The sequence below is a fragment of the Aequorivita vladivostokensis genome (assembly GCF_000952855.1).
Taxonomy (GTDB): domain Bacteria; phylum Bacteroidota; class Bacteroidia; order Flavobacteriales; family Flavobacteriaceae; genus Aequorivita; species Aequorivita vladivostokensis.
Map to the genome: position 1 here is coordinate 242,447 of NZ_JSVU01000001.1, position 20,209 is coordinate 262,655.

The 20,209-nt window shown below is 41.5% G+C and carries 13 protein-coding genes; 5 read left to right on the forward strand and 8 right to left on the reverse strand.

All coding sequences use genetic code 11. From position 1 onward, the window contains the following. Position 1 precedes the first annotated feature (1 nt). From MB09_RS01090 to MB09_RS01100, 3 genes are all read right to left on the reverse strand, one after another. Positions 2-2,116: a thioredoxin domain-containing protein gene (locus tag MB09_RS01090; protein WP_045079012.1), complete on the reverse strand. Its 2,115-nt coding sequence runs from the start codon at positions 2,114-2,116 to the stop codon at positions 2-4. 72 nt (positions 2,117-2,188) lie between these two features. Continuing rightward, positions 2,189-2,389 (reverse strand): dodecin family protein, encoded by a 201-nt coding sequence (locus MB09_RS01095; protein ID WP_045079013.1) that lies wholly within the window; start codon positions 2,387-2,389, stop codon positions 2,189-2,191. Between the two features lie 101 nt (positions 2,390-2,490). Further along, a complete protein-coding gene (locus MB09_RS01100; protein ID WP_045079014.1) occupies positions 2,491-3,411 on the reverse strand; it encodes a NifU family protein in 921 nt (306 codons plus the stop codon). 253 nt (positions 3,412-3,664) lie between these two features. Between MB09_RS01100 and MB09_RS01105 the strand changes: the two genes are divergently transcribed. The 5 genes from MB09_RS01105 (at position 3,665) to MB09_RS01125 (ending at position 14,503) form a co-directional block, all read left to right on the forward strand. Next, entirely contained in the window at positions 3,665-9,457 is a 5,793-nt protein-coding gene (locus tag MB09_RS01105) for a T9SS type B sorting domain-containing protein (RefSeq protein WP_045079015.1), read from the forward strand. A gap of 9 nt (positions 9,458-9,466) precedes the next feature. Continuing rightward, entirely contained in the window at positions 9,467-10,468 is a 1,002-nt protein-coding gene (locus tag MB09_RS01110) for a PorP/SprF family type IX secretion system membrane protein (protein ID WP_045079016.1), read from the forward strand. 339 nt (positions 10,469-10,807) lie between these two features. Continuing rightward, on the forward strand, positions 10,808-13,003 hold the full coding sequence (locus MB09_RS01115) for a tetratricopeptide repeat-containing sensor histidine kinase (protein ID WP_045079017.1): 2,196 nt from the start codon (positions 10,808-10,810) through the stop codon (positions 13,001-13,003). Continuing rightward, complete coding sequence (locus MB09_RS01120) at positions 13,003-13,734, forward strand: LytR/AlgR family response regulator transcription factor (RefSeq protein WP_045079018.1); 732 nt, start codon at positions 13,003-13,005, stop codon at positions 13,732-13,734. Before MB09_RS01115 ends, MB09_RS01120 begins: the two co-directional genes overlap by 1 nt. A 256-nt stretch (positions 13,735-13,990) precedes the next feature. Next, positions 13,991-14,503 carry a gamma carbonic anhydrase family protein gene (locus MB09_RS01125; protein ID WP_045079019.1) on the forward strand — a complete coding sequence of 171 codons (513 nt, stop codon included), beginning with the start codon at positions 13,991-13,993 and terminating at the stop codon, positions 14,501-14,503. Between the two features lies 1 nt (position 14,504). Here MB09_RS01125 and murI read toward each other — a convergent pair whose 3' ends face one another. The 5 genes from murI to MB09_RS01150 form a co-directional block, all read right to left on the reverse strand. After that, complete coding sequence (gene murI, locus MB09_RS01130) at positions 14,505-15,296, reverse strand: glutamate racemase (RefSeq protein ID WP_045079328.1); 792 nt, start codon at positions 15,294-15,296, stop codon at positions 14,505-14,507. An 88-nt stretch (positions 15,297-15,384) separates the two neighbouring features. Beyond that, a complete protein-coding gene (locus tag MB09_RS01135; protein WP_045079020.1) occupies positions 15,385-15,894 on the reverse strand; it encodes an OmpH family outer membrane protein in 510 nt (169 codons plus the stop codon). Between the two features lie 66 nt (positions 15,895-15,960). Further along, positions 15,961-16,842 (reverse strand): OmpH family outer membrane protein, encoded by an 882-nt coding sequence (locus MB09_RS01140; protein WP_045079021.1) that lies wholly within the window; start codon positions 16,840-16,842, stop codon positions 15,961-15,963. A gap of 39 nt (positions 16,843-16,881) precedes the next feature. Further along, on the reverse strand, positions 16,882-19,482 hold the full coding sequence (locus tag MB09_RS01145; RefSeq protein WP_045079329.1) for a BamA/OMP85 family outer membrane protein: 2,601 nt from the start codon (positions 19,480-19,482) through the stop codon (positions 16,882-16,884). Further along, positions 19,463-20,206 (reverse strand): isoprenyl transferase, encoded by a 744-nt coding sequence (locus MB09_RS01150; RefSeq protein WP_045079022.1) that lies wholly within the window; start codon positions 20,204-20,206, stop codon positions 19,463-19,465. The genes MB09_RS01145 and MB09_RS01150 overlap by 20 nt, the downstream gene beginning before the upstream one ends. Positions 20,207-20,209 lie beyond the last annotated feature (3 nt).

A 20,209-nucleotide genomic window follows, 5' to 3' on the forward strand; every position in this document is an offset into this window, starting at 1 on the left:
TTTATTCGTTTTTGTTTAATGATTCAATTGCAATTTTTGGATCCTTTATCGGGAGTTTGCAAGTATTGTTTTTGCAAACATAAAAAAGGGTTTCGTTGGGCACAAATCTATTTTGGAATAACGGCCCGTTGTTTTCTTCTCTGCTGCCCGCAATTATTTTATTGGGAAGATAATGTTTGTTTATGTTTTTTACTTTTTCATCTACATCTTCTCCTATAATTACTACCTCGTAAAAATCGTTTTTAAGGTTCAACAATAGGTCCAGCCAATTGGAAAATCCGCTGGGATACTGCATAATCTCTGTTGAGACATTCTTTAGCATTTGCTGCGAAATTGCTTCAAAACTGGTATCTTCAAAATATTTTGAAAGCAGAAATAGGTTTTTGGCCATCGAGGAATTTGAGGCTGGAATTACGTTATCGCGATATTCAAAGTTTCGGCTCACGATGGCTGGGTCCTTTTTTGAAGTGAAATAAAACATCTGTTTTTCCGAATCAAAGAAATTGTCAATCGCATATTCGGTCATTTTCTTTGAAAGATGGAGCCATTGTTCATCCAGCGTGGTTTGATACAGGGCTATAAAAGCTTCAATAGTGAAGGCATAATCCTCCAAAAAACCGTTGATGCTACTTTTGCCGTCTTTGTGATTATGAAACAGTGCTCCGTTTTCCTGCAGTTGTTTTTCAGCAATGAACTTTGCATTTTTAATGGCGCTGTTTAAATACGCTTCTTTCCCAAAAACTTTATAGGCGTCTGTGTACCCTTTCAGCATCAGCGCATTCCAAGAAGTAAGGGTTTTGTCGTCCAAACGCGGTTTTGGCCTTTGGTTGCGATAGGCGCGCAGTGTTTCTTTCCAGCTTTTCTTTTTCTGCTGAAATACTTCGGAAGTAAGTTCAAATTCCCGCTCAATCTCCGCATCCGTTTTTTTTCGGATTAGCACGTAATTGTCTTTTTCCCAATGTCCGAAACTGTTCACATTATAATATTCCTTAAATATTTCGAAATCGTCTTTTAGCAACCGCCGCAATTCTTCCGAAGTGAAAACATAGAAAGCGCCCTCTTCCAGGGCTCCCTTTTCATTTTGGCTGTCTGCGTCGAGCGAGGAATAAAAACCGCCTTCGCTATTGGTCATTTCACGTGCTATAAAATTTAAGGTTTCTTCAACCACATCTTTATAAAGCAGATTTTGCGTAACCGAAAATGCATTGCTGTAAAGAGTGACGAGTTGGGCATTGTCATACAGCATTTTTTCAAAATGGGGCACGTGCCATTTTTCATCGGTACTATAGCGGGCAAAGCCACCGCCAATCTGGTCATAAAGACCGCCGAACGCCATTTTATCCAAGCTCAGGGTTACGTATGCCAGTAGCTCATCATCTTTTTCTGAAACGGCCTGTCTTAATAAAAACTCCAGATTATTGGGCATCATAAACTTCGGAGCGCCTTTGAAGCCGCCATTTCTTTCATCAAATTGGTTGGACCATTTCGATACAATTTCCGCAACCGGAAAATTTTTAAAGTTGACGGCTTCGGTTTTTAATTCAATGAGGTCCATGGATTTAATGCCCTCTTCCAGTCGGTTGGCGTAGGCAATCAGTTTTTCGGGCTCGCTTTTGTAAACTTCCTGTATCTGCTCCAGCGCATTTATCCAGTCATTTTTTCTGAAATACGTACCGCCCCAAACGGGTCGGCCATCAGGCAGGGTTACCACGTTCAGCGGCCAGCCGGCACTGCCGGTCATCAATTGCACGGCATTTATGTAGGTTTGGTCCACATCTGGTCTTTCCTCCCTATCTACTTTTACGGAAATATAATGTTGGTTCATCACGGCGGCCACCGTGCTGTCCTCAAAACTTTCGTGCTCCATAACGTGGCACCAGTGGCAAGCGGCATAGCCAATGCTCACGACCATCAGCTTTTTTTCCTTTTTGGCCTGTTGTAGGGTTGCTTCGTTCCAAGCCTTCCAGTGTACCGGATTGTGCGCGTGCTGCAGCAGGTAGGGGCTGGATTCCGAAATTAAATCGTTTGTAAATTTGTGTGTTTCCACAGTATTTTTTGTTGAAGAATTGCAACCGATCAGAACTTGCAGTGCCAAAAAAACCAGTATCGATCGCATAATAACTTTTCAGAAAAACAAAAATACGCTTTTGACATATCAAAAGCGTATTGAGTCTAAGCGATAAAAATCTTATTTCACTTCAAAAGTGATCTTAACATTTACGCGAAACTGGGTAATGTTGTCCCCGTCCACAACGCAAGTTTGTTCATTTATATAGGCGGAGCGTATGTTTTTTACGCTTTTGGATGCTTCCTTTACTGCGTTTCTGGTAGCGTCTTCCCAGCTTTGGCTAGAGTTTGCTAGCACTTCAATTACTTTTAATACTGCCATAATTATTTTTTGGTTTTGGGTTAAAATTCAGTGAACCCCTAAATTACAATTATTAAGCGCTAATTTTCAGAAAATTAAGTTAAAAGAGAAGTTTCTAAACCTTATCCGTTAATGGCCACCACTTGCTGTACTTGGCCGCGCAGCATTTCCTTCAGCATGGTTTCAATGCCGTTTTTCAGAGTGATCGTGGATGATGGGCAACCGCTGCAAGCCCCTTGAAGAATTACCTTCACCGTTTTGGTCTCTGTATTGAAAGAATCAAACATAATATGGCCGCCGTCGCTTGCCACGGCCGGTTTCACATATTCGTCGAGAATGGAGATTATTTCCTTTTCAAGATCGGTGTATGCTTTGGGAGAATTTTGGGAAGTATTTGTTGAGGTAGATTTATTTTCAGCAATATTTGTAGCGTTCAATACTTCATCGTTCAATACAGGTTTTCCTTCCTCGATAAATTTTCTGATGAATTCCCGCAGTTCTGATGAAATATCCTGCCATTGCGCTACATCATATTTCATAACCGAAACGTAGTTCGCGCTTATAAAAACTTCTTTCACAAATGGAAATGTGAACAACTCCTTGGCCAGGGGCGAATGGGCGGTTTCGTCGTTACTTTTAAATTCAAAAGTTCCGGTTGCCAACGTTTTATTGGCCACAAACTTCATCACACTAGGATTGGGGGTGGTTTCGGCATAAACACTTACCGGAACTTTTTTCACCTTAGGTTGTTCCGAGATCACGGGATTGCCGGTATTCAGATATTCAAGGATAGAATCGGCAATTTCCTGCTGAACGTCTTCCCATTCCACAATATCATACTTTTCAATGGCGATAAAATTTTGTGAAATAAAGACCGTTTTCACAAAAGGCAGATAAAAGAGCTGTTGGGCCAGAGGACTGGGTTTTGCCTCCTCGACATTATTGAATTCATAACTGGATGATTGCGTTAAGAAAGAATTAACAATAAATTTAACAATTTTGGGACTTGAAGTATTTGAAATTTCTATGTTAAATTGTGGCATCCCTTTGAATTTTGTGCGAAAATATGAAAAGAAAAACAATGTATTCAATATATTTGGCAACTTAACAAATCCTTATCATATAAAGGTCCGAGGTTTTGGTAGATAAGTATTAGCTGAAAAATTTTAATATTTGGCGTGCGGAAAAACTAATTTGGGGATGCCACGCTGAACAAAAGCCTATTTTTTTAAGAATTTCAACCAATGGTATTCATAAAAATTTCTTAATTTCCCCCGATTTTATGTTTTTAACGTTATGAAAAAAAATTACTCCCCGAGACTGTTTCTCTTATTGTTTGCATTATTTTCGGTTGCAATTTCCTTTGGACAGGGTACTACCTGCGCTGCCATTGAACCATTTTGTGCTGGAAATCAAGCATTGATTTTTCCCAATTGTAACAATGTTGATCCTAATTGTAATGCGACCGCAGAACCGGGTCCCGACTACGGTTGTTTGTTCACTCAGCCCTACCCGGCATGGTTTTATTTGCAAGTTGATCAGGCTGGAAGGTTGGATTTCCAAATAGTTCAAAATACTTCCTTCGATGTTAATGGAAATCCTACAGGTACAGGTTTGGACGTTGACTTTATTGCTTGGGGGCCATTTGCCCAAGGCGATGATTTGTGCGATTATACACAATTACAATCATTTAATGAAGTTGATTGTAGCTATTCCATACAACCGGTAGAGAGCTTTACCATTCTCAATGCGCAGCCCGGTGAAATATATGTTTTGTTAATTACTAATTACAATCGGAGTCCGGGCTTTATAAAATTGGAACAGACTAATGCCGGCAATCCCGGCAGTGGTACCACTGACTGTAGCATTTTAACCACTCAAACCGGTTGTGAGGGAGATCAGTTTACGCTGGATGCAACTGCCCTAGGCGCCACAAACTATCTTTGGGAGTATGATGATGGTACTGGCTACGTTACTATATTCAACGGTAATTTCCCCACAATTAACGTAACCGGTGCTGGAGATTATAGGGTTACAATAACCTTCGGAGCGGGAACGCCCCAAATTCGGGAATTTGAAATAATAACCTATCCCCAACCCGTCATAGCCAGTCCGCCACTGGATATGGATATTTGCGACAACGGTTCAAACCCCGGAGTATTTAACCTTGAATTGAACAGTCCAATAGTTTTGGGAGGACAAAACCCAAATTTCCAAATTACTTATCATCATAGCCAACTAGAGGCCCAAGGAGGAGCTAATCCTATAAATCCAGCCAATGCTTATCCTATTGTCGGTGCTTCGGAAACCATATGGGTTCGAATACAGGATCCTTCGGGAACTTGCTATGCAATAGATTCTTTTGAAATCACCTTTGCCTCCGCTACGGCTACCCAGCCTGTAACACCATATTACGTATGTGATCAAGATGAGGATGGCCAGGAAATAGTAAATCTGCAACCGCTTTTTAATACAACTATTTTAAACGGGCAAAACCCATTGCAATATGGCGTTAGTTATCACGATAATCCTACAGATGCTGGAACCGGGAATAACCCGCTGCCACAACCGTACACGGTTACCGTTAGCCCTATGACCATATATGCTCGGGTGCAAAGTAACAGTGATCCAAGTTGCTTTGATACCACCGATTTTGAGATAATTTTGGATGTGCCTCCAGCTATAAACATGAATCCCGCCCCACTGATAGTCTGTGATTCGGACAATGATGGTATAACTGAATTTACCTTGCATGATGCAGATCCAGATATTACCAATGGCGACCCTACTTTAGTGGTTTCCTATCACCGTACTTTTTCGGATGCCCAAACCGATGAAGGTGAACTTTTTGATCCTTATGACAATAACTTAAATCCATACAACGACAGTGTTTGGGCACGGGTTGAAAGTCCAAATACCAGTTGCTACGCCATAGTGGAATTGCCATTGGAAGTGCGGGACAGCCCAGTGCTTACCGAGCCCACGCCCTATCGAATTTGCGATGACAACAATGATGGATACGAAATTTTTGACCTCATCACAACCAAACGCGATGAAATCTTGAATGGTCTTGATCCGTTACTGTACGATCTCTATTTTTATGAAATTGAACAAGACGCTATTGATGCTGGAAACTCCGCTTTGACCCCTACGCCCGATTTTTCATTGGCCATAGGCAATCCCGGTGCCTATCAAAACGCAATCCAAAATGCCCAGACTATTTATGTTCTTGGGGTAGGCACTGCGGCCAATACTTCCCCCAATAATGGCGCTCAAGGATGTTTTGATATAGTGGAACTGCAACTTATAGTGGATCCAATGCCCACGGCCATAGAACCTGCAGATTATCACCTTTGCGACGATACTTTAAACGGCAGTACTCCGAATGATCAAATTAGTACTTTCAACCTTAACTCCCGTGATGGAGAAGTTTCAGGAGGTCTTCTTGGTCTTACGGTTACATGGTATGTAACTCCAGCAGATGAAATTGCGGACAACCCAATACCAAACCCCGCCGAATATCAGAACATCACCAATGCCCAAACTGTCGTTGCAAGGCTTACCAATGGCTTTGGTTGTAAAGATCTCGCCACCTTAACACTGGTTGTTGATCCATTGCCTACCCCAGGACAACCACAACCTTTGGAATTATGTGATGAAGGTGGAGGTTTTGCAGAATTCGATCTTAGCCAACGCATCGCTGCAATCGAGGGGAATGAACAAAACGTAACAGTAAAATTCTACCCTACCCAGGCAGAAGCAGAAGCCGGTGGTCCAGGAGAAATACTTGCTCCATATTTATATACCAATATTATTCCTTTCAATGATTCGGTCTGGGCGAGACTGGAAGGTAATATTACGGGATGCTTTGCTCTTGTGGAACTGGAGCTCATCGTCATTCCATTGCCGGACGATCCCGATGGAAACTTTTTGGATCCGTATGAACTATGTGATTTAGATGGGAACGGACAAGGAATTTTTGACCTTACCATTCAGGACGATGCTGTATTTGGAATACAAGATCGAGCCGATTTTGCACCCATTAGGTATTATGAAGACATTTTGGATGCCCAGGCCGGGAACAATAATTTTATCGATCCCGCCAATGCATTTCCAAGTGCTGGCCAAACTGTATATGTACGTTTGGAAAGTTTGATTACGGGCTGTTTCAAAATAACTCCTTTTGACTTGGTAGTAAGCGAATTCCCAACACACGGCCCTGCTGCCGATCTAGAGGCCTGTGATGACGAGGTGAATGGCAGTACCAGTACGGACGGCAAATCTACTTTCGATTTGACGCTGAATACGCTTCCAATTCAAGATGGGGATACATCCCTTACAATATTGTATTATGCAGATGAAAACGATCAGACCAATAATATCCCAATTGACAATCCATCAGAATATCAAAACGAGATAGTACCACGGCAGGAAATTTTTGTTACCGTTACAGGTCTGAATTTGTGCGAGGATAATTTCAGTTTCTTTATAACTGTGAATCCAAACCCAGAAGCGGTACAACCAACTCCTTTATATGCTTGTGATGTTGATAATGATGGGGATGCCTTTTTCGACCTTGAAAGCAAAACGGCAGAAATACAGGGTGGAGATACCTCTTTGATAGTTACCTATCACGATAATCCACTAGACGCATCAACAGGAGCCTTTCCCCTTAATAGTCCGTACGAAAATATCATTCTTTATAATCAGCCCATCTACGTACGGGTGGCGTTCGCTAACCCGCCAGCGGGCACCGGTTGTTTTACCGTTGTCATCCTGGATTTAATAGTAAACCCAACGCCGGAGGTCCCTCAGGATTTGCCAGATCTTATAGCTTGTGATGATGATGACTTTGCCCTTTTCGATCTTACCGAACAGAGAGATGGTATATATGGAACCCAATCTCAGGATGATTTCACCTTAACCTATCATCTTACCGAGGCTGATGCCACTGCCGGTACTCCTTTGATTGCACAGCCAGATAGATATACCAATGTTACCAACCCACAAACTATTTGGGTGCGTTTGACCGATAATGCTACGGGATGTTTCAAATTAGGTAGTTTTGATTTGGTTGTAACTACTGGCTTGCCAATAAACGATCCGCAACCTTGGGTGAAATGTGATGATTTAGGAGAACCATTTGATGGAAAAACTATTTTTAACCTTACCGAAAAGAACAGCGAGATAACAATTGATGAACTTACGCAGGGTGTATGGTACTTTGAGACCCCGGCTGATGCCCAAAATAACGAAAACGCAATAGACCCAGATACGGCGTACGAAAATATAACCAACCCGCAAATAGTTTATGTGCGCGTCGAGGATAGTAATACAGGTTGTATTTCATTCACCACCCTTACATTAAGAGTGGTACAAAATCCAAATCCTGTTCCTCCCACCCCTATAGAGCTTTGCGATGATAATTTTGGAGTCCCATTTGATGAAACAGAGCTTTTTGATCTTACCATTCGGGAATCGCAAATACTTAATGGAAATGTTTGGACGCTCGGTTATTATGAAAGCTTTGACGATGCCGTAAATGAGAATGGCGAAATAGTAGCGCCAGAACTTACGGCCTACGAAAATACAAGCAATCCACAGACTATATATGTACGGGTTACTGAGCCATCTTCTCTATGTTTTGAAATAGTAGAATTACAACTTATCGTGAACCCATTGCCAGATGATACTGCCGTGGTTTCCGACTATATAATCTGTGCTGCGGATGACAGTGAGATAGGAATTTTCAACTTGGAGACGAAAGTGGATGAAATCTTAGGTGAACAAACAGATCCTCCATTTACGGTAAGTTTCCACTTAAACGCGGCCGACGCACAGAGTGGCAACCGTCCTATTGTGAATACCACCGCATATCAAAATGTTGATGTGAACAATAATCCGATAAACCCACAGACCATTTATCCGCGCATAACTAATACTGAAACAGAATGTGCAATAGGTGGCGTTCAAAGTTTTGAATTGATTGTTCAAAGAGGTGCCGTTGCGGTTACCCCTGCCGAACCTTTTGTAATCTGCGATAATGTAGCTCCGAATGATGGTTTTGCAGAATTCGATCTTGAAGATTTCACAAGCCAACAGGTTGCCGACCTTCACGCTGAAATATTAGCTGGTCAAGATCCCGCGGTGTATGAGGTCACTTTCCATGAAACCCTAGAGTCAGCAGAAGCGGGGAGCCCTGTTATTAGCTTTCCATATACAAACATTATCAATCCACAGCGAATTTACGCTAGAGTAACCAATACTGCCAATCCATACACTCCCCAGTGCTATGCCGTGGCGGAGATTATTCTTAAAGTAGAGCAATTGCCCGAAGTGTTATTGGATGGCGACTACCGCTTGTGTGTTGATGAAAACGGAAATCCAATTGCCGAAGAAGAAGGAAGTCCATCCCCTCCTGTTATTGACATCGGTTTAGATCCAGCATTGTATACCTTTGTGTGGGAATTTAACGGAGTGATTGTTGTAGGCGAGAACGGCCCTTCCATTATTGCGCTGCAAGGTGGGGAATATACGGTTACATATACCGAAATAGCAACTAACTGCGAAGGTTCTGCAACTGCAACTGTTACGGTTTCCTCGCCACCTTTTACCTATGAGGCCAATTTGGTAACAGGAGCCTTTTCCGACAACCCGATTGTTGAAGTGATTGCAACGGGTGATGGTACGTATCAGTATCAGTTGGATAGCGGGCCTTTCCAGGACAGTAATATTTTTGAAAACGTTGATCCTGGTAATCATACTATAACCATTAAGGATATTTATGGTTGTGGAAGTGTTACGATAGAAGTTGGCGTTATAGACTATCCACCATATTTTACGCCGAATGCGGATAGTTATCACGATACTTGGAACATAATCGGTATCGCCACGGGCGATCCTACCGCTAAAATCTATATTTTTGACCGTTTCGGAAAACTATTGAAACAACTAAGTCCACTAGGTACAGGATGGGATGGGACATATAACGGAAAACCGCTTCCATCTAGCGATTACTGGTTCCGAGTGGAATATACCGAAAACGGAACGAATAAAGAATTTAAAGGACACTTTACCCTAAAACGATAAATACCGACTATGAACATTAAAAAAATTCCCCTAATCCTACTTTTGATAGTATCGCTTTATGGCTTTTCACAAGATGGTATTCCTGTTTATTCAGAATATTTAGCGGATAATTTATATATATTGCATCCATCAATGGCGGGTGCCGCCACGCATAATCAACTGCGTTTGTCCGCACGCCAGCAATGGTTTGATCAGAACGAGGCCCCAAATCTGCAGACGCTGAACTTCAATGCGCGTTTGGGAGACCAATCGGGGGTGGGCGTCATTTTCTATAATGATAAAAATGGATATCACTCCCAAACAGGTGGGTACCTAACCTATGCCCACCATATTATGTTTTCGAGAAGTGAAGCAGATTTAAATCAGTTGTCTTTCGGTCTTAGTGTAGGTTTGACCCAATCCCGTTTGGATGAGACCCAGTTTGACCTTACGGATTTTGATCCAGTTATTAGCGGAATCATTCAGAGCACTTCCTATTTCAATGTTGATGCAGGCCTTTCGTATAACTTTCTTGATTTTTCGGCGCATTTCACCGTAAAGAATCTCATCTTCCAAAACAGATCGATCTATACCGAGAAGTATGAATCTAATAACCAAAGAAGGTACCTGCTTTCGGCCGCGTATGCCATAGGTCAATATGGAGCGGACTGGAGCTATGAGCCCTCCATTCTCTTTCAATGGAGTGAGCGTACGGGAGAACAGGCCGTGGACTTAAACTTCAAAGCCTATCGAAAGATGGATTTCGGCCAGCTATGGGGCGGATTGTCCTACCGAAGAAGTCTGGATGGCGCAGAATATCTAAATGGAGAAGAGGTAAAGGCTCAAAAGCTACAGTGGTTTACGCCAATATTGGGTATAAACTATAAAAACTTTATGTTTGGCTATAACTATTCCTACCAATCTGGAAATGTTAAGTTTGAAAGCGGTGGCTTCCATCAAATCACCCTAGGTTACGACTTTTTGGGCGGCAGGCCAGAACCTTATGATTGTAACTGTCCGGCAATCAACTAAGCACATTTTTCATATAACCTAAAAATAGCCCGAGCTTATAAGTGTCGGGCTTTTTTATGTGACATGATTTTGAAATGATAAAGGCTGACATAGATAGCTTTGCTTCGGTTGGCTATTTTTTATATTATTCCAAAACTTTTCACTTTTTGATATTTTCTGCATTGCGATATTAAATTTTTTCAAAATAAAGTGCGCATTACCCAAATATGTGTTTCAATTACTCAGCGCTCTTTTTGGATGAGTGAAGTATTCTTTTTTCACAAAAGTGGGAGCTGTTTCAGAAAATCGTAATTTTAAGCATTGCGGTAAAGTGCGTATGTTTACTGTTTTAAAATTTAAATGAAAATCCCTCTTTTTATTTTTACGGCATTTGTGATTCTTTTTTCCGTTGCGGCCTATTCGCAGGGAAATCGGCAATTGGATAATAAGTCTTTTATGCTAAAGGGGGAAGTGGTGGATGGGGAAACCAACATACCGATCGCCAAGGTGAATGTTGAAATCTTGGGCGGCCAATACACAACTACAAATCTTTCCGGACGCTTTGCCATCTCTGCGAAAATTGGCGATGAACTCATTATAAAAAGTGACGATTTTGTAACGGTATATTATGCCGTAACGAAAAACGATTTTATCACCGTTCGCGTGGAAAAGGCCAAAGAAGAAATTGAATCATCCGTGGCAAAAGGCACTAATCTTAAATCACAGGCTGGGTTTAAGGTGTATTTGGATTCTGCCAGATTTTTTCTGAAAAAGGATGCCCAAAAAAGTATTGAATATGTAACTCGCGCATTGGAACCGGGGCGGGACAAAACCATTTCCGCGAAAGAAAACAGGCAGGCCTTTGAGACCTTAGGCGATATAAATTTGTTTTGGAAACAGCCCGACCTTGCGATTGATAATTATAAACGGAGCCTTCAGAATACGCCGAATAGTGATGTCTCGATAAAATTGGCAAAGGCATTTGCAGAAAATAAGAATTATCAAGAAAGCATTACTACTCTTCAAAATTTAATAAAACAAACGCTCTCAGCCCACCAAAAAGTTGAAGTTTACGAGAGTTTGGGCGATACCTATAAAGCTACGGGCAACGCCATAAAAAGCGTGTTCAATTATCAGATGGCGCTGGATATAGCAAAGGAAAGCCAAATTAAACCTAAAATCACCAACCTAAATTCCAAGATAGGAGAGGCCTACGCGCAAAGTGGTGCCCTGAATGAAGCCGAGGAATATTTTGACAATTCATTAAAGCTGGCCAAAAAGGAAAATAAGCAGCGTGCCGTTTCCGAAAAAAATAAAGTTGCGGATTTTTATAACCAAAACCGCGAGTACGATAAGGAAATACAGCTTCGGGAAGAAACCCTGGAAGAATTGAACGCAATGGGAAAGGCCGCCAAAGTTGAGGACGAGGCCCTTACGCCCCAACGCCAAAATTACAAAATAGCAAACGCCTTTGTGGCGCAGGAAAAGTACGAGCAGGCCATTCCGTACCTTGAAAAGAGTATTGCAGAGGCCGATAAAAATGAGGATCTAGTGGTGCAAAAAGATGCCGTGCGGAAGCTCTCGGAAATTTATCGGGACATCGGGGAGTTTGATAAGGCTACCGAGAGCTATCAACGCTATGTGGAGGTTGTAGATGAGCTTTATGTGAAAAAGGAACAGGAAATTAGCCAAGCTGCACGTTTCAACAGGGAAATTACGCAGAAGCAAAACCGCATTATAAGCCTTGAAAACGAAAGGAAGCTCAACGAAAGCCGATACAAGCTCGCATTTGAAAACCAAGAACTTGTGGAGAGAAATGCCACGATTCAAAAGTGGGTCATCATTTCGCTTGTGCTTATTGTGCTATTGTTGATTTTTGCCGCCTACACGCAGTATAAAAATGTGAAACAGCAAAAATTTGCCAATAATCTTTTGGCGTTAAAGTCGCTTCGGTCGCAAATGAATCCGCACTTTATCTTTAACGCCCTAAACTCGGTAAACAGTTTTATTGCGGTGAATGACGAGCGCGCGGCCAATAAATACCTTACGGATTTTTCATTGCTAATGCGATCGGTTTTGGAAAATAGCGAAGAGGATTTTATTCCCTTGGAAAAGGAAATCGAACTGCTGCAACTTTATGTGAAGTTGGAACATTTTAGATTTAAGGATAAATTCGACTATAAATTTTCGGTAGATGAAACGATTAATTTAAACGAATTCGTCATTCCACCCATGCTGCTTCAGCCTTACGTGGAAAACGCCGTGTGGCACGGGCTTCGGTACAAGGAGGAAAAAGGTTTGCTGGAGATTAATTTTAAAAAAATAGATGCCAAAACCGTTAAAATAATTATTCAGGATGATGGTATTGGCCGTACTAAGTCGAAAGAATTCAAAACCGAAAACCAAAAAAAGCAGAAGTCCAAGGGAATGGGCAATACGCAAAAAAGAATTGCTATCTTAAACGAAATGTACAAAGACAAAGTGGACGTAACCGTAGCGAATGTTTTCGAGAACAGCGAAGGTACCCGCGTGGAACTGATTTTAAAGAAAGATTGATGAAACTAAACGCAATAATAGTAGAAGACGAGGAAACCAGCAGGGAAATCCTTAAAAATTATCTGGCAAAGTATTGTCCCAGCATCGCTCTAAAGGGCGAGGCGGGGAATGTGGATGAAGCCCTGGTTCTGATTCGAAATAATGATTTGGATGTGGTTTTTCTCGATGTGGAAATGCCTTTTGGCAATGCGTTCGATTTGTTAGACAAGGTTGGTGACCGCCAGTTTGAGACCGTTTTTGTAACGGCGTACAACCACTATGCTATTGATGCACTGAATGCACACGCTTCCTATTATTTGCTGAAGCCCATTTCCATAGATAAGTTGATCGAGGCCGTTGATTATGTTTCAGAAATAAAAGCTAAGGAAAACAGTCTTCAAAATTCAATTTTAAAGCCACTGCAAACACAAGTGGCTGGCAAAATAACCATTCCGCTGCAAAACGGTTTTGAAGTGCTTCAAATGGAAGAAATCCTTTATTGTCAAGCAGATGATAACTATACGCAGATCTATTTAAAGAAAGGAAAACGATTGGTAAGCAAGACGCTAAAATATTTTGAAGATTCCCTGTCAGAAAACGGTTTTGCTCGCGTTCACAAATCTTATTTGGTAAACGTGAACGAAATAACCGAATACAAAAAAGGAAAGGGCGGGAGCGTAGTACTTTCCAGCGGGAAGGAAATAATGGTTAGCCCTTCGCGAAAGAAGGAATTGCTAGCTTATTTTGGCTAAAAATTTATTTGGAAACACAAGTGTGATGCTGTATATTTATAGCTCAATTGGAAGCCGAATATCCTTCACGCTTTAGTGCCTTTCCAAGAGATTTGAAATTTAATTTTTTTCAGCCCTAAGCCATCTCTATGCCATCTCTATGCCGACTCTAAGCCGACGTTATGCCGACTCTACCTCATAGATACTCCCTAAATACCCTATAAAAACGTCACAATTAAGTTATTCTAATTTTACAAAGAACTACAAATTACAACCGATGATATTAAAACCCGTAAATGGAAAACATCCAGAAATTCCCAAAGATTGCTTTATTGCTGAAAACGCCACTATTGTTGGTGATGTGGTAATGGGCAATGAATGCAGCGTTTGGTTTAACGCTGTGATTCGCGGCGATGTGCATTTCGTTAAAATGGGCAATAAGGTAAATGTGCAGGACGGTGCGGTTATTCACGCCACCTACAAAACTTCTCCCACCACCATTGGCAATAATGTTTCCATTGGCCATAATGCCATTGTGCACGGTTGTACTATTCATGATAACGTGTTAATTGGGATGGGAAGCATTGTGATGGACGATTGCGTGGTGGAAAGCAACACCATAATAGCAGCCGGGGCAGTGGTGTCAAAAAACACAAGGGTTGAAAGCGGAAGCATTTACGCGGGGATTCCGGCAAGAAAAATTAAGGATATCAGTCCAGAGCTTACCAAAGGCGAAATAGAACGTATCGCCAATAACTATGTGATGTATTCTTCTTGGTTTAAAGAGTGAATTAGAACTCTTTTTTCTCCACGGAAATTTTTTCAGAATAATTTTTCAGGAGAAATTTTAAGGTGTCGGTTTCGGCATTTGTAAAAAACTGAAGTTTGGGCGCGGTATTCTCGTCCCGAAGCATATCCATACTTTGCAGTACGGTTTTGGTTTGTCTGGCCACTGCCTCCCCCGAATCGATTATTGTTACGTTATCGGGAAGGATCGCTTTCAACTGCGGGATTATATAGGGATAATGGCTGCAACCCAAAACCACATAATCTACATTTGCGGCAATCATCGGCTTGGTATGTTTCTTTAATAGCGAAACCATTTCGGGACCGTCAAGATTCCCCGCTTCAATTAACGGCACCAGACCCTCGCCTATAATTTCGACCACGTTTATATCTTTGGTAAATTCCCGGGTAGTTTTGCTGAAAAGGGCGCTGCTCAGGGTTCCTTTGGTGGCCAGAATGCCGATGCTTTTCGCGGTGGTCTGTAGCGCGGCGGGTTTTATGGCTGGTTCTATTCCGATAATTGGAATGTCATAATTTTTCCGAAGAGTAGCAATGGCATTGGTAGTAGCGGTGTTGCAGGCCACTACAATTATTTTTGCGCCCAACGCCAATAATTTCTCGGTGTTCTTAATGCTCAAATTTGTAATTTCCTCTGCGGTCTTGTTACCGTAGGGCGCATTTTTGCTGTCCGCGAGATAAATAGTATGTTCCAGCGGCAGAAGTTTGTTGATTTCCTTCCAAATGGAAGAACCTCCCACGCCCGAATCGAATATACCAATGGGATTGTTTTTTTTCATATCGTAAATGTAGCCAATATGTTCAAAATGGCACATAAAAAAACTGCCCGCAGAAGCGGGCAGTTTTTAAATTTCTTTGAAGAAAGAATTACATTCCCAATTCTTTTTTCACATCGGCCATTAGATCTTTTCCGTCGGCAAGGATTACGCCGCTACCCAAAGTGGAATCCAACACATACTGGTATCCTTGTGCTTTTGCAACTTTTTGAATAGTATTCTGGGCTTTTTCAAGAATAGGCTTAAAAATATCCGTTCTTTTTTTGTCTAAATCCTGAAGCGCTTGTTGTCTATACGCTTGAATGTTGTCCTGCATTCCTTGAACTTCCTGAAATCTTTTTTGATTCTCTTCATCAGTTTTACTCGCAGCTTCAGTGTCATACTGTTTCATCTTGGTTTCTAGCTCTTTTGCCATTGCCTTGATTTCAGTATCATAAGTTTTCTGCACTTTTTCCAATTGGCTTTGGGCCGCTTTATATTCGGGCATAGCCTCGATTAGTTCCTGTGCGTTAATGTGTGCAATTTTGGACTGGGCGTTCATAAAACTTGTTGCTCCCACGAATAGTGTCATTGCAATTAAAACTATTTTCATTTTTCTCATTGTAAGTGTATTTAATTTAAGTGTTATCTGTTTAAGGGTGTTGATTACTTGTTTTGGAAATTAAATTTATTCTTGGCCATCACCTTCCTCACCATCTTTTCTTCCTTCTGAAGCATTGTTTCTGTTTTGGCGGGCATTCAGGATGGAATCTCTTCGTTGCTCTCTTTCTTCGATCAAACGTTGTCTGCGTTGCTCAAATTCAGCTTTTTTCGCGGCGCGGATGGAGTCGCGTTCTCTCTGGCGCTGGGCCATCATTTCCTCGCGTTCTGTCTTTTTTGCTTCTACTAATTTTTCGCGCTCTTCCTGCTTTTCTTGGATTGCTTTTTCTCTTTCGGTAATAGCGCCTTCCTCTTCAGATGAAAGTGCCTCACGTCGCTCAATTTCGCGCTGCTCTTTTTTGTTGGCTGCCTGAACTCTTCTTCCTGCCCGCTCAATGCTTCGCAGTACTAAGTCACTAATATCGTTTCTCTTTGCTGCGAAGAGCATCACTACGTCTGCAGATTTGTCAAAGATGAAATCGTACTTTTTATTCTCTGCAATTTCCTGTACTATATTGAAAACTTGATCTTGAATGGGCTGTACCAATTGCCTTCTTTGGATCATCAAATCGCCATTTGGCCCAAAACGATCCTGCTGGTATTGAAGCATTTCGTCTTCCTTGATTTTTATCTCCTCTTCGCGCTCATCAATAAGTTCTTTGGTAAGCAGCACTCTTTCATTTGCAAGGTTCAGCTTCATTTGGTCTATCTCTTTCTGCTTCTTTTCAATGTCCTGTTTCCACCGTTGTACCTTGCCTTCCAATTGAATGGATGCTTCCTTGTACTCGGGAACACTTTCCAGGATATATTCCATATCAATATATCCTATACGAACGCCTCTTTGAGCTTCAGCCATAAAGGTGAAGCAAAAAAGGAAAAAGGTAAAAAATAGTATTTTTTTTGTCTTCATATTATTTGGTTATTGTTTAAGAAAATATCGTGCCAGTTTTTAAAATTGTTGCCCAATGATAAAGTGGGTCTCCCATCCGTTCTTCTCGGTTCCGCCTAAAACTGGGTCGAAGCCATAGCCAAAATCGATACCTAAAAGTCCGAACGCAGGCATAAATATACGCAATCCTGCGCCAGCGGAACGTTTCAGTTCGAAAGGATTATAATTTCTGAAGCCGTCATAAGACGCTCCCCCCTCGGCAAACCCAAGCACATAAATGGATGCCATCTGGGCCAAAGTTACTGGATATCTTACCTCTAACGAAAATTTATTGTAAATCGTATTTCCGTCCTGATCAGAAAGAGACTGGTTGGGATACCCCCGCAATTGTATCACTTCACGGCCATCCAAACTATAGGCGCCCAGACCGTCACCTCCTACGAAAAATCTTTCAAAAGGTGGCACTCCTCGGTCTTGATTGTAGGCTCCCAAGAAACCGAACTCAGTATTCGTTCTAAGAACCATTTTTCCCACAAGTCTCGTGTACCAGCTTCCCTTAAATTTAATTTTATAGTATTCAAGCCATTTGAAACGTTCTTGGTCTATCTGTGAAATTCTTTTGCGGTCATCAATATACTCCGGGTCGTCCTGTGGGGTTTGCTCGAGTAGCGCTCTTTCATTGGAAAGGGCCTTATAATCTACATTGTTAAAGGCAGAATAGGGAAGCGTGAGCTTTGCCGTAATGCTAAAGTCGGATCCCTGTGTAGGATAAATAGGATTGGTGGCGGTGTTGTTTCGGCTTATGCCGATAGTATATGCCAGGTTGTTTGAATAACCATCGCCAAAGGTAAACAGGCCTGTGTTGTAATTATTCAAATTATAGTGCTGGAAGCTGATGGCATTGGACCATACAAAGTAGTCATCTGGCCACTTTACCTTTTTGGCAAGGCCTACCGAACCTCCGGTAATGGTAAAGCTTCTGGATTTATCTGCCCGTCGGTTACTGTAATCGTAAAAATTCTGAATGGTGTGCGAAAACGAGGTGGACAATTGTACCGGTTTTCTTCCACCTAACCAAGGCTCGGTCAACGATAGACTATAGGTCTGGTAATAACTACTGGCCTGGGCCCGGATGGATAGCTTCTGGCCATCACCCATTGGCAAAGGTTTGTATGAACTTAGGTTGAAAATATTTCGAAGTGAAAAATTGTTGAATGAGAGCCCTAACGTTCCTACAAATCCGCCTCCGCCATAGCCTCCCTGAAGCTCTATCTGGCTGGAACCTTTTTCTACGACCGAGTATTCCAAATCAACCAAGCCGTTATTTTCATCAACTTTTTTGAAGTTGGGGGAAAGCTGCTCCGGATCAAAGAAACCCAATTGGCCCAATTCGCGAATGGTTCTTACCACATCGCGCTTGCTGTATTTTTGGCCGGGACGCGTTCTTAATTCTCTATAAATTACGTGATCGTTGGTACGGTCGTTTCCTACCACGGTTACGTGGTCAAAATAGAACAAATTACGCTCCATAATACGTATTTCGAAATCGATGGTGTCATTGCGCACAGCTACTTCCACAGGATTTATACGCGCGGCGAGGTATCCGTTGTTTTGGTAAAGGTTGGTAAGGTCGTTGGCCTCTGGATCGGTATCATCTTGAATGCGTTCTTGCAGCAATACACCGTTGTAAACCTCACCGCTTTTAATTCCAAGTATTTGACGTAATTGGTTGTCGGTAAACACACTGTTTCCGATGAATTTAATATCGCCAAAATAATATTTGTCGCCTTCTTCAAGTGTAATATCCAAGGCTACATTCTTTTTGTCGAGAACGCGCAAGGTATCGCTAATAACGCGGGCATCGCGATAGCCGTTTGATTTATATTTTTTTAGGATGGATTCTTTGTCTTCCTCAAAACCTTCTTCGGTATATTTTGAACGTTTCCAAAAACGGATAAAGTTTTTGCGTTTTGTTTTTTTCATGGAACGCCGCAGTTTACCGTTGGTAAATTGCTCGTTTCCTTTAAAATTAATTTCCTTGACTTTTACGCGTTTTCCCTTATCGATTGTAATAACCATATTTTGTGAACCCTCTACACCCGCCGAATCGGTCTGTGGGATGGTATTGATGGTCACCTCGGTATTAAAAAAACCGTCCTTTTTATATTTGTTTGTGATGTAATTTTTGGTGGTAGTGAGAAGGTTTTCTGTAATTTTGGTCCCGGCCTTAAGATCATTGTCCTTAATGATCTCCTTTTTCTTTGCTTTTCGTATTTTCTTGCCGTTTATTTCAACTTCATTGAGTTTTGGCAGTTCCACGATATAGAGTTCTAAATCTACATTGTCGCCTTCAATATTGGTAACATAAAATGCGATGTCACTAAAGAGATTTTGTTCCCATAGTTTTTTGGTTACTTGGCTCAATTTTTCACCCGGAATGTAGATGCGGTCACCTTTTTTTAGACCGGTAAATGCAATCACGGTCTGTTCGTTAAAGCTTTGGGCTCCAGTAACCTTTATTTCATTTATGGTATATTTTCTTCCGCTGTCGAGTTCTTTTTGCTGTGCCTGTAGTGTAAAAACGGAAAGTATTGTAAATAGTAAAATACAATAAGATTTTCTGTATGTATGCAATAGGGAACTATTGATTAAGTTGTTCACTGGTTTTTCCAAATCTTCTTTCTCTGTTTTGATAATTTAATATTGCTTCAAAAAGATGGTTTTTTGTATAATCCGGCCAAAGTGTTTCAGTAAAATACAACTCGGCATACGCTATTTGCCAAAGTAGAAAATTACTAATGCGCTGCTCGCCACTAGTGCGGATCAATAAATCTACATCTGGTAAATTTTGCGTGTAAAGATGATTATTAATTACCGTTTCATCAATATCATGCGGCGAAATTAGGTTATTTTTAACTTTAAGACTAATCTCTTTTATTGTTTTTGTAATTTCTTCCCTTGAACCGTAACTTAATGCGAGCGTAAGGGTCATTCGCTTGTTGTTCTTGGTTTTAGCAATCACGTCAAGCAACTCTTTATGTGCTTTTTTGGGTAGGGCTTCAAGATTGCCGATGGCATTTAGTTTTATGTCGTTGTCGGTAAGGGTTTTTATTTCTTTTTTAAGGGAAGAAACTAGCAGTTTCATCAATAGTTCTACCTCCATCTTTGGGCGGTTCCAGTTTTCTGTTGAAAAGGCGTAAAGCGTTAAAAAGGGAATTCCTATTTCCGCACTTCCCTCTACTATTTCGCGAACTGCCTTTGTGCCATTTTCATGCCCGATGGAGCGGAAAAGACCTTTCTGTTTTGCCCAGCGCCCATTGCCGTCCATAATTATGGCAAGGTGCTGGGGGAGTTTGTCTTTGTCTATTTGGTCTTTGTTGTCCATTCT

Excerpts from the sequence above, each read along its gene's own strand:
- MB09_RS01100 (WP_045079014.1), bottom strand. The coding sequence starts at position 3,411 with ATGCCACAATTTAACATAGAAATTTCAAATACTTCAAGTCCCAAAATT.
- MB09_RS01150 (WP_045079022.1), bottom strand. The coding sequence starts at position 20,206 with ATGGACAACAAAGACCAAATAGACAAAGACAAACTCCCCCAGCACCTT.
- MB09_RS01140 (WP_045079021.1), bottom strand. The coding sequence starts at position 16,842 with ATGAAGACAAAAAAAATACTATTTTTTACCTTTTTCCTTTTTTGCTTC.
- MB09_RS01115 (WP_045079017.1), top strand. The coding sequence starts at position 10,808 with ATGAAAATCCCTCTTTTTATTTTTACGGCATTTGTGATTCTTTTTTCC.
- MB09_RS01095 (WP_045079013.1), bottom strand. The coding sequence starts at position 2,389 with ATGGCAGTATTAAAAGTAATTGAAGTGCTAGCAAACTCTAGCCAAAGC.
- MB09_RS01125 (WP_045079019.1), top strand. The coding sequence starts at position 13,991 with ATGATATTAAAACCCGTAAATGGAAAACATCCAGAAATTCCCAAAGAT.
- MB09_RS01135 (WP_045079020.1), bottom strand. The coding sequence starts at position 15,894 with ATGAGAAAAATGAAAATAGTTTTAATTGCAATGACACTATTCGTGGGA.
- MB09_RS01090 (WP_045079012.1), bottom strand. The coding sequence starts at position 2,116 with ATGCGATCGATACTGGTTTTTTTGGCACTGCAAGTTCTGATCGGTTGC.
- murI (WP_045079328.1), bottom strand. The coding sequence starts at position 15,296 with ATGAAAAAAAACAATCCCATTGGTATATTCGATTCGGGCGTGGGAGGT.
- MB09_RS01105 (WP_045079015.1), top strand. The coding sequence starts at position 3,665 with ATGAAAAAAAATTACTCCCCGAGACTGTTTCTCTTATTGTTTGCATTA.
- MB09_RS01120 (WP_045079018.1), top strand. The coding sequence starts at position 13,003 with ATGAAACTAAACGCAATAATAGTAGAAGACGAGGAAACCAGCAGGGAA.
- MB09_RS01110 (WP_045079016.1), top strand. The coding sequence starts at position 9,467 with ATGAACATTAAAAAAATTCCCCTAATCCTACTTTTGATAGTATCGCTT.